The organism is Lentzea sp. NPDC036955, assembly GCF_055608005.1.
Genome location: NZ_JBVJRC010000001.1, coordinates 830,609 through 846,163, shown reverse-complemented (window position 1 = coordinate 846,163; position 15,555 = coordinate 830,609). Strand labels below are relative to the sequence as shown.

Sequence of the window (15,555 nt, the reverse complement as noted above, 5' to 3'; positions counted from 1 at the left end):
TCGCACAGGAGTGGCGACACACCGATGACCAACGACGAGAAGCTGCTCGCCTACCTCAAGCGCGTCTCGGGCGAGCTGCACGCGACGCGGCAGCGGCTGCGCGAGGTCGAGACGCAGGACGCCGAACCGATCGCGATCGTCGGCATGGGCTGCCGGTTCCCCGGCGGTGTCACCACGCCGGAACAGCTGTGGCAGCTGGTGACCGGTGGGGTCGACGCGGTGGACGAGTTCCCGTCCGACCGCGGCTGGGACATCGGGCAGCTCTTCGACCCGGACCCCGACGCCGAGGGGAAGACCTACCTCACCCGCGGCGCCTTCCTCGACGACGCCGCGGGGTTCGAGCCGGACTTCTTCGGCATCAGCCCGCGCGAGGCGCTCGCGATGGACCCCCAGCAGAGGTTGCTGCTCGAAACCTCCTGGGAGGCGCTGGAGCGGTCCGGGGTGGCGCCGGGCACCCTGCGGGGCGCGCGCGTCGGTGTCTTCGCGGGCACGAACGGGCAGGACTACAAGGACCTGCTCGCCCGGATGCCGAGCGACCGGGAGGCGGCGCTCGGGACCGGTGTGCTCGCCGCGGTGCTCTCCGGCCGCATCTCCTACACCCTCGGGCTCGAAGGCCCGGCGGTCACGGTCGACACCGCGTGCTCGTCCGCGCTCGTCGCGGTGCACCTCGCCATCCAGGCGCTGCGGGCGAAGGAGTGCACGCTCGCGCTCGCGGGCGGCGCGACGGTCATGGCCACGCCGAACGCCTTCATCGCGTTCAGCCGCCAGCGCGGGCTGTCGGCGGACGGCCGGTGCAAGGCCTTCTCCGACTCCGCGGACGGCACGGGCTGGGGCGAGGGCGCCGGGATGCTCGTGCTCGAACGGCTCTCCGACGCGCGCCGCAACGGCCACGAGGTGCTGGCCGTCGTGCGCGGCAGCGCGGTGAACCAGGACGGCGCCTCGAACGGCCTCACCGCCCCGAACGGACCGTCGCAGCAGCGCGTCATCCGCGCGGCGCTGGACTCGGCCAGGCTCACCCCGGCCGATGTGGACCTGGTCGAGGCGCACGGCACCGGCACCACGCTCGGCGACCCGATCGAAGCCCAGTCCCTGCAGGCGACGTACGGCGCGGAGCACACCCGTGAGGCCCCGCTGTTCCTCGGTTCGGTCAAGACCAACATCGGGCACACCCAGGCCGCCGCGGGCGTCGCCGGGATCATCAAGGTCGTCATGGCGTTGCGGCACCGCACCCTGCCGAAGACGCTGCACGGCGAAGAGCCGACGTCCAAGGTGGACTGGAGCGGCGGCGAGATCCGGCTGCTGACCGAGAACCGGCCGTGGCCGGAGGCGGACCGTCCCCGGCGGGCCGCCGTGTCGTCGTTCGGCGCCAGCGGCACCAACGCGCACACCATCATCGAGGAAGCCCCGGTCGTGGAGCCCGCGGGCGAAGGGGAAGCACCGGTGGACCGCCTCGTGCCGGCGGTCGTGCCGTGGGTGCTGTCCGGTCGCACGCCGGCGGCGGTCCGCGCACAGGCCGCGGGACTGGCCGAGCACGCCCGCGACCTGGACCCGCTGGACGTCGCCTGGTCGCTCGCCGGGACGCGCACCGCCCAGCAGTACCGCGCGGTGGTGCTGGGCGCGGACCGCGACGCGCTGCTGGCCGCCGTCGCACGCGTCGCCGAGGGCGGACCCGCCGCCGTGGCCGGTCGTGTCCGGAAAGGACAGACCGCGTACCTGTTCACCGGACAGGGCTCGCAGCGGCCCGGCATGGGCAGGGAGCTGCACGCCGGCTTCCCGGTCTTCGCGGCGGCGTTCGACGAGCTGTGCGCGCGTTTCGCACAGGAGGACGCGGCGCTGTCCGGCTTGCGCGACATCATGTTCGGCACCGATGCCGAACCGCTGAACCGCACCGCGGTGACGCAGGCCGCGTTGTTCACCTTCGAGGTCGCGCTGTACCGGTTGATCGAGTCCTGGGGCATGGCACCGGACCACGTCGGCGGCCACTCGATCGGCGAGCTGGCCGCGGCGCACGTCGCCGGGGTGCTCGACCTGGACAACGCCGTCCGGCTGGTGGCCGCGCGCGGCAGGCTCATGCAGGCGCTGCCGGAGGGCGGCGCCATGGTGTCGCTGCGCGCCACCGAGAGCGAGGTCCTGCCGCTGCTCGACAGGACCGGCGGACGGGTGGGCATCGCGGCCGTCAACGGACCGCGGTCCGTGGTCATCTCGGGTGACACCGACGCCGTGCGGTCGGTTGCCGCGCAGTTCGAGAAGACCCGGCAGCTGCGCGTGTCCCACGCCTTCCACTCGCCGCTCATGGAGCCGATGCTGGCCGAGTTCCGCGCGGTCGCCGCCGCGCTGACCTACCGGCGCGCGACGATTCCCGTCGTCTCCAACGTCAGCGGCGCGCTCGCCGGGCACGAAGAGCTCGCCGCACCGGACTACTGGGTGCGTCACGTGCGTGAGGCGGTGCGCTTCCACGACGGCGTGCGCGCCCTCCACAACGCGGGCGTCACCCGTTTCCTGGAGATCGGCCCGGACGCGGTGCTCACCGCGATGGCGCGCGAGTGCCTGGTCGCCGAGGACGGCACCGAGGCGGACGTGGTGCTGGTCGCGACGGCGCGCCGTGAGCGCGACGAGACCGAGACGCTCCTGACCGCCGCGGCCGGGCTGCACGTCTCCGGCGCCGGTCCCGAGTGGACGGAGCTGGTGCGCGGCGCACGTCCGGTCGACCTGCCGCCGACGGCGTTCCAGCGCGACCGGTTCTGGCCGGAGACGGTCGGGGACACGGGCTCGACGGGTTCGGTCGCCGCGTTCGGTGTCGACGCGGCCGAGCACCCGCTGCTGGGCGCGGTGACGGTGGTCGCCGGTTCGGGCGGGGTGGTGCTCACGGGCAGGCTCTCCACCCGCACGCACCCGTGGCTCGCCGATCACGTCGTGGGCGGCGCGGTGGTGCTGCCCGGTACCGCGATGGTGGAGCTCGCCGTCCGCGCGGGAGACCAGGTCGGTGCGCGGAGCATCGACGAGCTGACGCTCGAGGTGCCCCTCGTGCTCCCACCCGACGGGGCCGTGCGCATCCAGGTCGTCGTCGGCGGGGGACAGGACGACCTCCGGGAGGTCGCGGTGTACGCGCGTCCCGAGCAGGCGGCGCCGGACGAGCCCTGGACGCTGCACGCGTCGGGCCTGCTCGGCTCCGGGCGGACTGAGCGGCCGGCCGGGCTGGACGTCTGGCCGCCCGAGGACGCCGAACCGCTCGACGTCACCGGCCTCTACGAGCGGCTGGCCGAGTCCGGGCTGGACTACGGCCCCGCGTTCCGCGCGCTCACGGCGGCGTGGCGCGGTGCGACCGGTGAGGTGTACGCCGAGGTCCGCCTCCCGGACGGCCCGGCGGCCGACGCCGGCCGGTTCGGTCTGCACCCGGCCGCGTTCGACGCCGCACTGCACTCCCTCGCGCTGCTCGGCGGCGACACCCCGGGAGGTGACGGCGCGCGGCTGCCGTTCCTGTTCACCGGAGTCGCGCTGCACGCCACGGGTGCGGCGGTGCTGCGCGCGCGGCTGCTGCCGCTGTCCGACGGCGAGTTCGCGGTGGAGCTCGCCGACAGCGAGGGCGCACCGGTCGCCACCGCGGCCTCGCTCGTCTCGCGGCCACTGGCGAACCTGCGCCGGGAGCACGACGCGACCGCCGACGCGCTGTACGCCCTCGGCTGGCAGCCGGTGACGCTCGGCGAGACCGGCGGCGACTCCGGCTACCGGGTGCTGATGACGACACCCGGTACCACGCCCGAGGCGGTCCGCATGGCGACGCACGCCGCGCTGGCCGCGCTCCAGGAGGACGACGCGCGGCCGCTCGCGGTCGTGACGCGCGGCGCGGTCGACCACACCGGCGCCGGAGGTGTCACCGACCTGGCCGGTGCCGCGGTGTGGGGCCTGGTGCGGTCCGCCCAGTCCGAGCAGCCGGACCGGTTCCTGCTGGTCGACCTCGAACCCGGCGCCGCCGACAACCTCGCCGAGCTCGTCCCGGCGGCTCTCGCCTCCGGCGAACCGCAGCTCGCCGTCCGCGACGGCCGGACCTACGCGGCCCGCCTCCTGCGCGCGAACCGCGCCGCGGACGACGACCGGCCCGCGTTCGACCCCGAAGGCACGGTGCTGCTCACCGGTGCCACCGGCGGTCTCGGCCCGGTGCTCGCCCGGCACCTCGTCACCGAGCACGGCGTGCGGCACCTGCTGCTGGTCAGCCGGAGCGGCGCGGGTGCGGAGCTGGTGGCGGAGCTGACCGATCTCGGCGCGGCGGTGACGAGCGCCGCCTGCGACGTGGCCGACCGCGCCGCGCTCGCCGCCGTGCTCGCCGCCATCCCGGCCGGGCACCCGCTCACCGCCGTCGTGCACGCGGCCGGCGTGCTCGACGACGGCGTCGTGGACTCCCTGACACCGCAACGGCTCGACACCGTGCTGGGGCCGAAGGCGCTCGGCGCGCTGCACCTGCACGAACTGGCCGGCGAGGTCTCGGCGTTCGTGCTGTTCTCCTCGATCGCCGGCACCGCCGGCGCACCGGGCCAGGGCAACTACGCCGCGGCGAACGCCCTCCTCGACGCCCTCGCCGCGCACCGCGCCGCGAACGGTCTGCCCGCGCTGTCGCTCGCATGGGGCCCCTGGGTGCCCACCGGTGGGATGACGAGCACGATCGAGGCGGCCGACCACGCGCGGATCGCGCGCGGCGGCATGACGCCGCTGACGGAAGAAGAAGGGACGGCGCTGTTCGACCGCGCCCTGCGCACCGCCGTGCCGGCGCTCGCACCGGTGCGGCTCGACCTCACCGCGTTGCGCGCGCAGGGTGAGTCGCTCGCCCCCGTGTTCCGCGCGCTCGCCGGACGGACCGAGCGCCGCAGGGCCGCCGCGGGCGAGACGGGTACGGCCTTCGCCGACCGCATCGCCGCCCTCGAGGACGAAGAACGCGCCGAGGCGCTGCTGCAGCTCGTGCGCACGCACGTCGCCGCGGTGCTGGGGCACACCTCACCCGAGGGGATCGAGGCCGACCGCGCGTTCAACGACCTCGGCTTCGACTCGCTCGCCGCGATCGAGCTGCGCAACGCGCTCATCCAGGAGACGGGGCTGCGCCTGCCGGCGACGCTCGTGTTCGACCACCCGTCGTCCGAGGTGCTCAGCAGCTACCTCGGCACCCTCGTCACCGGCGGAGGGCGCAAGCGTCGCGGCCGCACCTCCACCGCCCCCGCGGACGAGCCGCTCGCGATCGTCGGCATGGCCTGCCGGTACCCCGGTGGTGTCACCTCGCCCGACGAGCTGTGGCGGCTGGTGCACGACGCCTCCGACGCGATCACCCCGTTCCCGCGCAACCGCGGCTGGGACGTCGACCGCGTCCTCGACCCGACCGGCGGGCGTCCCGGCACCAGCTACGTCGGCGAAGGCGGCTTCCTGCACGAGGCAGGCGAGTTCGACGCGGCGTTCTTCGGCATCAGCCCCAACGAGGCCGCGGTGATGGACCCGCAGCAGCGGTTGCTGCTCGAAGCCTCCTGGGAGGCGCTGGAAGCGGCGGGCATCGACCCGCAGTCACTCAAGGGCAGCCGCACGGGCGTGTTCGCCGGTGTGCAGTACCACGACTACCTCGGCAGCTTCGGCACCGGCAGCATCATCTCCGGCCGGATCTCCTACACCCTCGGACTGGAGGGCCCGAGCCTGTCCGTGGACACCGCGTGCTCCTCCTCGCTGGTGGCGCTGCACCTCGCGGGGCAGGCGCTGCGGCAGGGCGAGTGCGGGCTGGCGCTCGTCGGCGGTGTCGCGGTGATGGCGACGCCGGACACGTTCGTGGAGTTCAGCCGGCAGGGCGCGCTCGCCGCCGATGCCCGCACCCACGCCTTCGCCGACTCGGCGTCCGGCACGGTGTGGGGAGAGGGCGTCGGCGTGCTGGTCGTGGAACGGCTCTCCGAAGCACGCCGCAACGGCCACGAGGTCCTCGCCCTGGTCCGCGGGACCGCGGTGAACTCGGACGGCGCCTCCAACGGCCTGACCGCGCCGAACGGGCCGTCGCAGGAGCGCGTCATCCTGGACGCGCTGGCGAACGCGCGCCTCTCACCGTCCGATGTGGACGTCGTGGAGGCGCACGGCACGGGCACCACCCTGGGCGACCCCATCGAGGCGCAGGCGCTGCTCGCCACCTACGGGCAGGAACGCGGCGAGCACGGCGAACCGCTGTGGCTCGGCTCGATCAAGTCGAACATCGGTCACACCCAGGCGGCCGCCGGTGTCGCCGGCGTCATCAAGATGGTCCAAGCGCTGCGCCACGGCATCATGCCGAAGACCCTGCACGTCGACGCCCCTTCGTCCAAGGTGGACTGGGAGGCGGGCGAGGTGCGGCTGCTGACCGAGGCGAGGGAGTGGCCCGCGCTGTCCCGTCCGCGCCGCGCCGGGATCTCCTCGTTCGGGATCAGCGGCACCAACACGCACGTGATCGTCGAGCAGGCGCCCGCCGTGCCCGCCGCGAGCGCCGCCGGGGAAGGAGCGCGGCTGCCCTGGCTGCTCTCCGCGAAGACGCCGGACGCGCTCGCGGGCCAGGCGGCCGCCCTGCGCGACCACCTGAACGCGCATCCCGGGCTCGGCACGCCGGAAGTCGGCTGGTCGCTCGCCCACGGCAGGGCACGCTTCGCGCAGCGCGCGTCCATCACCGGTACCGACGCGGAACGGCACGAGGCCCTGGCCGCGCTCGCGGCCGGCGGCACCCACACCGCGCTCACCTCCGCCACCGCGGCGGGCAGGGCCAAGCCGGTGTTCGTCTTCCCCGGCCAGGGGTCGCAGTGGCGGGGCATGGCCACCGAGCTGATCGACTCCTCACCGGTGTTCGCCGCGCGCATGGCCGACTGCGCGGCCGCGCTGAAGCCGTACACCGACTGGGACTTCGACTCCGAGCTCTCCGGCGCGCTGGACCGCGTGGACGTGGTGCAACCACTGCTGTGGGCGGTGATGGTGTCGCTGGCGCACACCTGGCAGGCGGCCGGTGTCACCCCCGCGGCCTTCATCGGCCACTCGCAGGGGGAGATCGCCGCCGCGTGCGCCGCGGGCGCGCTGTCGCTGGCCGATGGCGCCCGTGTCGTGGCGTTGCGGTCGCGCGCCATCGCGGAGGTGCTCGCGGGCACCGGCGGCATGATGTCGGTCGGTGCCGGGGTGGACGACGTCCGGGAACGCCTCGGCGCGTGGGAGGGGAGGCTGTCGGTCGCCGCCGTCAACGGTGCCGCCTCGACCGTGGTCTCCGGTGACGGTGACGCGCTCGACGAGCTGTACGAGCAGCTGGTGGCCGGCGGCGTCCGGGCGAAGCGGCTCCCGGTGGACTACGCCTCGCACAGCGCGCACGTCGAGTCGTTGCGCGAACGCCTCGCCGAGGTGCTCGACGGCCTGCGGCCGAGCTCGACCGGCGTGCCGTTCTACTCGACGGTGACCGGTGAGCCGATCGACACCGCCACGATGGACGCCGGCTACTGGTACACGAACCTGCGCGGCACCGTCCTGTTCGAACAGGCCGTGCGCGCGGCGGTCGACGCCGGGCACACGCTCTTCGTGGAGGCGAGCCCGCACCCGGTTCTCACCGTGGGAATCCAGGAGACCGACGCCGCGGTGGCCGCTGTCGGCTCGCTGCGCCGCGACGACGGAGGCCTCGACCGGGTCCTCGCCTCGTTCGGCGAGGCGTTCGCGCACGGTGCCGCCGTGGACTGGGCCGCCGTCGCCGACGGTCACGGCGGGCGTCCGAAGCGGGTGGCGCTGCCCGGCTACGCGTTCCAGCGCGAGTGGTACTGGCTCGACAGCACCGCCGCCGGCGCCGACGTGACCTCGCTCGGCCTCGCGCCCACGGAGCACGCCGTGCTCGGTGCGGCGGTCCTGCGCGCGGACGAGGACAGCGCCGTGTTCACGGGACGGCTCTCGCCCGCGTTGCAGCCGTGGCTGAACGACCACCGCGTGGCCGGCCGGCTGCTGTTCCCCGGCACCGGGCACCTGGAGATCGCCCTGCGCGCGGGAGAGCAGGTCGGCGCCGGTGACGTCGCCGAGCTGACCCTCGGCGCCCCGCTGGTGGTGCCCGACGAGGGCGCGGTCCAGCTGCAGGTGGTGGTCGGCGCCGCGGACCCGGGCAACGGCACGCGCGAGGTCGGTGTCTACTCGCGGCCGGCCGACCGCGACGACGAGGTGAGCTGGACCCGGCACGCCGAAGGTGTCCTCGCCCCGACCGGCACGCTGCCCGCCGTCCCCGGTGCGGACCTGGCCGCCTGGCCACCGGCGAACGCGGAACCGCTGCCGCTCGAAGGGTTCTACGACGAGCTCGCCGAGATCGGGCTGGGTTACGGACCGCTGTTCCGCGGCCTGCGCGCCGCGTGGCGCACGGCGGACGGCCTCTGCGCGGACCTGGTGCTCGACGGTCGCGGCGCCACCGCCGACGGGTTCGGCCTGCATCCCGCGCTGTCCGACGCGGCACTGCACACCGTGGCGCTCGCCGGCGAGGTGCTCGGCGGCTCCGGGTCCGGCCCGATGCTGCCGTTCGCGTGGTCCGGTGTGCGCCTGCACGCCACCGGTGCGACGGCCCTGCGCGCGCTGATCCGCCCGCTGGGCGAAGGCGCGGTCTCACTGGTGCTCGCCGATCCCGCGGGCGGCGTCGTGGCGACGGCCGAGTCGCTGACGCTGCGGCCGTTGCGCACCGACGCACTCGCCGCCGCCGAGCAGGCCGGTGCGAACGGCGCCCTGTACGGCGTCGGCTGGACACCCGTTGCCGTGCCGGACGCCACCGGCGAACCCGTCGCGGTCCTGCGGGCGGCGGCGGGCAGCAGTGCGGACGAAGCGCGCGCCGCGGTGAACCAGGTGTGCGCCCAGCTGCGGGACGCCCTCGCCGCGGACGGTCTGCTGGCGGTCGTGACCGGGTCCGATCCCGTGGGCGCCGCGGTCGCCGGGTTCGTGCGCTCGGCGCAGTCGGAGAACCCCGGCCGCGTGCTGCTCGTGGAGAGCGACGGCGCGGACGTGACGGAAGACCGGATCAGCCAGGCCGTCGCGATCGGTGAACCGCACGTGCTGCTGCGGGACGGCGCGTGGTTCGTGCCGCGGCTCACCAGGAGCACGATCGAGGACACCGAACCGGCGTCCCTCGCGGAAGGGACCGTGCTGCTCACCGGCGCCACCGGTGCACTCGGCACGGCGATCGCGCGCCACCTGGTCACCGCGCGGGGCGTCCGCAACCTCCTGCTGCTCAGCCGGCGCGGCGCCGCGCCGGAGTTCGTCGACGAGCTGACCGCGCTCGGTGCCGAGGTGACGTCGGTTGCCTGCGACGTCGCCGACCGCGCCGCGCTCGCCGCCGTGCTGGCGGGCCTGCCCCCGGAGCGCCCGCTGGCCGCGGTGATCCACGCCGCGGGCGTGCTCGCGGACGGCGTGCTGGAGTCGATGACGCCGGAGCGCGTGGACGCGGTGTTCCGGCCCAAGGTCGACGCCGCGTGGAACCTCCACGAGTTGACGGCGGGCAGTGCGCTGGCGGAGTTCGTCGTGTTCTCCTCGTCGGCCGCCACCCTCGGATCGCCGGGACAGGCCAACTACGCGGCGGCGAACAGCTACCTCGACGCGCTCGCGCGGCACCGGCACGGACTCGGACTGCCCGCGCGCTCCCTCGCGTGGGGCCTGTGGGACCAGTCGGGCGGCATGACCGGCACGCTCGACGAGACCGACCGCTCGCGCATCGCGCGCGGGGGTGTCGCGCCTCTGTCCACAGCGGACGGTCTGGCGCTGTTCGACGCCGCGCTGCGCGGCAGCGAGCCCGTCGTGCTCCCGGTCCGGTTGGAGCTGGCCGCGTTGCGCGCTCAGGGCGAGGACCTGGCGCCGTTGTTCCGCGGCCTCGTGCCGGTCCGCCGCGTCGCGGCGGGCAGGGCGAGCACGACCGGCGCCGGCGGGCTGCGCGAACGGCTCGCCGCCGTGGCCGAGCCGGACCGCGAACCACTGCTGGTCGACCTGGTCCGCGAGCACGTGGCGGCCATCCTCGGCTACCGGTCGGCGCAGGAGGTCGACCGCACGCTGGCGTTCCGCGAGCTCGGGTTCGACTCCCTGGCCGCGGTGGAACTGCGCAACGGCCTGTCCAGGGCGACGGGCCTGCGGCTGCCCGCGACGCTCGTGTTCGACCACCCGACGTCCGCCGCGCTCGGGCGGCACCTGCTGGACGAGTTCGCGGGCACGATCGCCACGGCGGTCAGCGCGCCGCGCCCGAAGGCGGGCGGGGCCTCGGACGAGCCGATCGCCGTCATCGGCATCGGCTGCCGGCTTCCCGGCGGGATCGGCTCTCCCGAGGACCTGTGGCGGGTCGTCGCCGAAGGCCGTGACGTGGTGGGCGAGTTCCCGCAGGACCGCGGCTGGGACGTCGCGAACCTGTACGACCCCACCCTCGACCGGCCGGGCACGAGCTACACGAAGCACGGCTCGTTCCTCGACGGCGCCGCCGACTTCGACCCCGGCTTCTTCGGCATGGACGACGAGGAGGCGCTCACCACCGACCCCCAGCAGCGGTTGCTGCTGGAGACCTCGTGGGAGGCGCTCGAACGCGCGTCGATCGACCCCGTGACCCTGCGCGGCTCCGACACCGGTGTGTTCGCGGGCGTGATGTACCACGACTACGTCGGCAGTGCCGGTTCCGGCAGCGTGGTGTCCGGCCGCGTGGCGTACGAGCTGGGACTCGAAGGGCCGACGCTGTCGATCGACACCGCGTGCTCGTCGTCGCTCGTCGCGCTGCACCTCGCCGTGCAGTCGCTGCGGCAGGGCGACTGCGCGCTGGCGCTGGCCGGTGGCGTGACCGTCATGGCGACGCCGGGAACCTTCGTGGAGTTCAGCAAGCACCGCGGGCTCTCGCGGGACGGCCGGTGCAGGCCGTTCGCCGACGGTGCCGACGGCACCGGTTTCGGCGAGGGCTCCGGCGTGCTCGTCCTCGAACGGCTCTCCGACGCCCGGCGCAACGGCAGGCGCGTGCTGGCCGTCGTGCGGGGCAGCGCCGTGAACTCCGACGGCGCGTCCAACGGCATCACCGCTCCGAACGGGCCCGCGCAGCAGCGCGTGATCCGCAGGGCGCTCGACGCCGCAGGACTTGCACCGTCCGATGTGGACGTGGTGGAGGCGCACGGCACGGGCACGACGCTGGGCGACCCGATCGAGGCGCAGGCCCTGCAGGCCACCTACGGCGCCGGCCGGTCCGCGGACACGCCGCTGTGGCTGGGATCGGTGAAGTCCAACCTCGGTCACACGCAGGCCGCGGCGGGCGTCGCCGGGGTGATCAAGATGATCGAGGCGATGCGTGCCGGGACGATGCCGGCGAGCCTCGGCGTCGACGCCCCCTCCCGGCACGTGGAGTGGGAGGGCGGCAACGTCCAGCTGCTCACCGAGTCGCGCCCGTGGCCCGCGTCCGGCCGTCCCCGCCGCGCCGGTGTGTCCTCGTTCGGCATCTCGGGCACCAACGCGCACGTGATCATCGAAGCCGCGCCGGAAGACGAGGTACCGGCGAGCGAACCGGCCGCGCCGGACACCGGTGTCGTCCCGTGGCTGCTGTCCGGCCACACACCGGAGGCGTTGCGCGCGCAGGCCGCCCGGCTGCTGGACCACGTCACCCGGGGTACCGGGGAGCCGATCGCGGTGCTCGCGGGTGGACTGGCGAGCGCCCGCACCAGGCTGCGGCACCGTGCCGCCGTGCTCGGCGGCACCGTCGAGGAACTGACCGGCGGGCTGCGCGAGGTCGCCGAAGGCCGGTCGCCGCGCACCGGCGCGTCGGGCGCCGCCACCGAGGGCAAGCTCGCCTTCCTGTTCTCCGGGCAGGGGTCGCAGCGAGCGGGCATGGGCAAGCGGCTCCGCGAGGTGTTCCCCGTCTACGCCGAAGCCTTCGCCGAGGTCCGCGCGCACCTCGACCCGCTGCTCGAACGGCCGCTGGACGACGTGCTCGACGACGCCGCCGCGCTGGACCGCACCGGGTACACGCAGCCCGCGCTCTTCGCGCACCAGGTGGCGTTGTTCCGGCTGCTCACCGCGCTCGGCGTCCGGCCGGACGCCGTCGCGGGGCACTCGGTCGGGGAGTTCGCGGCCGCGCACGTCGCGGGTGTGCTCGACTTGCCCGACGCGTGCCGCCTCGTCGCCGCGCGCGGCAGGCTCATGCAGGAGCTGCCCGCGGGCGGCGTGATGATCGCGATCAAGGCCACCGAGGCCGAGGTGGCGCCACTGCTGACCCGGGACGTGAGCATCGCCGCGGTCAACGGCCCGTCGTCGATGGTCGTGGCGGGCCCCGCGGAACCGGTGCGGGCGATCGCGGCGCGGTTCGGCCGCACACGGGAGCTGAAGGTCAGCCACGCCTTCCACTCGTCCCTGATGGACCCGATGCTCGCCGAGTTCCGCGAGATCGCCGAGTCGGTGAGCTTCGGAACGCCGCGCATCGCGTTCGTCTCCAGCCTGACCGGGACGGCGGTCACCGGCGCCGACCTGGCCTCACCCGGGTACTGGGTGCGCCACGCGCGCGAAGCGGTGCGGTTCGCCGACGCGGTCGGCGCGCTGCACGACGCGGGGGTGCGCCGGTTCGCCGAGGTCGGCACCGGCAACGCCCTCACCGCGGCCGCGGTCGAATGCCTGCCGGAGGACGGCAGCGCGGTCGTTCCCCTGCTGCGCAAGGACTCCGACGAGGCCGCGTCGCTGGTGTCCGCGCTCGCCGCTCTGCACGTGCACGGTGCCGCCGTCGACTGGACGGCGCTGCTGCCGCACCGCGACGGCGCGAGCCTGCCGACGTACGCCTTCCAGCACCGGCGGTTCTGGCTCACCAGCGGCGCCGCGGCCTCGTCCGGGGGCGGGCACCCGCTGCTGGGCACCGCCGTCGACCTCGCGGGCAGCGAGGGCGTGGTCCACACGGCACGGCTGTCGCTGGCCGAGCAGCCGTGGCTCGCCGAGCACGCCGTGGGCGGCGTGCCGCTGCTCGCGGGCGCGGCGTTCGTGGAGCTGGCGCTGGCCGCCGGTGCCGGGCTCGGCTGTGCGCGGATCGACGAGCTGCTGGTCACCGAGCCGCTGGTCCTGCCGGACCACGCGGCGGTGCGGGTGCAGTGCACCGTGGGGGAGCCCGACGACGCCGGACGTCGTGAGTTCCGCTGCTACGCGGCGGTCGGGAGCGAGCCGTGGACGCTGCACGCGTCCGGCCTGCTGCGGCCCGCGCATGGGCAGACGGCCGACCTCGGTGCGTGGCCTCCGCCGGCCGCGGAACCCGTCGCGCTCGACGGCGTGTACGAACGCTTCGCCGAGCTGGGCGCGGACTACGGTCCCCGCTTCCAGGGCCTGCGCTCGGCCTGGCGGCGCGGCGAGGACGTCTACGCCGAGGTGGAGGTGCCGCGCGAGCCGGTCGCCCCGGAGCCGTTCCTGCTGTACCCGGCGTTGCTGGACGCGGTGCTGCACGGCATCGGCCTGCGCTCCGGCGAGGAGCCGGAGCGGATCCGGCTGCCGTTCGCGTGGAACGGCGTGGAGCTGGCGACGCGGGGAGCGACCGCGCTGCGCGTCAGGATCAGCCCGAGCGGTGGCGACGCCGTGCGGGTCGTGGCCACCGACGCGACCGGCCGCCTGGTGTTCACCGTGGACTCCCTCGCCCTGCGCGAGATCCGGCCCGAGCAGCTCTCCGCGGCCGCGTCCGGCGGGCACGAGCACCTGTTCCAGCTCGCGTGGACGCCGCTCGCCGTGCCGTCCGCTCCGAGCGCGGGACGGTGGACCGTGCTCGGCCAGGGCGACGTGCCGGACTCGCGGTGCAAGGAGGTCGCGAGCGTGCTCGAAGAGGCCGTCGCCGAGGTGGTCCTCGCCAGGGACCTCCGCGAGCTGGACAGCACGACCGACACGCTCGTCGTGCTCGCCGAGCCCGGCGGCGACGGTCCTGACTCCGCGCGTGCCGCCCTCGAACGGCTGCTCGCCCTGGTGCGGGACTGGCTCACGGACGGCCGGTTCGCCGACATGACGCTCGTGGTGGTCACGCACGGCGCGGCGGGGCCGGACCCGACCCGTCCCGGTCAGGCGGCCGCGTGGGGGCTGCTCCGCTCGGCACAGACGGAGAACCCCGGCCGCGTGGTGCTCGCGGACCTCGAAGCCCCCGACACCGCGGGGAGCTCCTGGCGAGCGCTGCCCGGTGCCGTGGCGTCCGGCGAACCGCAGTTCGTCGTGCGCGAGGGCCACGTCGCCATCCCCCGGCTCGTGCGTGCCCCGAAGCGGGCCGCGGACCCGGCCGACTGGTCCGGGGGTGTGCTGGTGACCGGTGGCACGGGTGCGCTCGGCGCCGCCGTCGCACGGCACCTGGTCACCGCGCACGGTGCCGACCGGCTCGTGCTGGTGAGCCGCAGTGGTCCCGACGCCCCCGGAGCGCTGGCGCTGCGGGACGAGCTGGCCGGGGCAGGTGCCGAGGTGACCGTCGTCGCCTGCGACACCGCGGACCGCGCGGAGCTGGCCAGGGTGCTCGACGAACACCCGGTGTCCTCCGTCGTGCACACCGCGGGTGTGCTGGCCGACGCCGTGCTGACCTCCCTGACCGCCGAACGGCTGAGCGAGGTCCTGCGCCCGAAGCTGGACGCGGCCTGGCACCTGCACGAGCTGACCCGTGACCGGGGCCTGAGGCGGTTCGTGCTGTTCTCCTCGGCGGCGGGTCTGCTCGGCAGCCCGGGACAGGCCGGGTACGCGGCGGGCAACGCGTTCCTCGACGCGCTCGCCGAACACCGCCGTGCGCTCGGACTCCCCGCCGTGTCGCTCGCCTGGGGACCGTGGGAGGGGGCCGGCATGGCCGCCTCGCTGGACGACGGCGACGCCGGCCGGATGAGCAGGGGTGGTGTGCTCCCGCTCGCCCGGGAGGCCGCGCTCGCGTTGTTCGACACCGCGACGGCCGGGGAGGCGGGGGAGTCCGCGCTGCTGCTCGCCGCCGTGCTCGACACCTCGGCTCCGCGCGATGCCGCTCACGTGGCCCCGTTGCTGCGCGGGCTCGTCAGGGTGCCGAAGCAGCAGGCGGCGGCGTCCGGCTCCGGTGCGGCGGCGGCGTTGCGGCGCGAGCTGGCGGCGCTGGACGAGGAGGGCCGCGCGGAACGGCTGGTGCGGCTCGTCGAGGAGGAGGTGCGGTACGCGCTCGGCGTCGAGCGGATCGAGGAGGGCCTGTCGTTCAAGGACCTCGGTTTCGACTCGCTCAGCGCCGTCGAGTTCCGCAACCGCCTCAACGAGGCCACCGGTCTGCGGCTGCCGGCGACGCTCGTCTTCGACTACCCGAACCCGGACGCGTTGACCGCGCACCTCGCGGCACAGCTCGAGCCCGTGACGCCCGCTCCGCGTGGCGGCGACGGCGCCGAAGCGGACGTCCGGGCGGTGCTCGCGTCGATCCCGGTGGGCAGGCTCCGCGAGGCCGGTCTGCTCGACACCCTGCTCGCGCTCGCCGAGCCCCGTCCCGCCGCCACCGGGACGAACGCCCCGGTGGCCGACGCGCTGGACGATCTCGACACCGAAGCCCTCATCAGTCTCGCCCTCGGCGAGACCGGCGACGAGTTCGCCGGCGAAGGGCTGTGACATGGAGGCACGGATGGCTGA

1 protein-coding gene is annotated in these 15,555 nt (G+C 75.1%); it reads left to right on the top strand.

Going from position 1 to position 15,555, the window contains the following annotated elements:
• Positions 1–24: 24 nt before the first annotated feature.
• Complete coding sequence (locus ACZ7CF_RS03945) at positions 25–15,534, top strand: SDR family NAD(P)-dependent oxidoreductase (RefSeq protein WP_470368742.1); 15,510 nt, start codon at positions 25–27, stop codon at positions 15,532–15,534.
• Positions 15,535–15,555 lie beyond the last annotated feature (21 nt).

Coding starts and splice junctions, on each gene's coding strand:
- ACZ7CF_RS03945 (WP_470368742.1), top strand. CDS start 25: ATGACCAACGACGAGAAGCTGCTCGCCTACCTCAAGCGCGTCTCGGGC.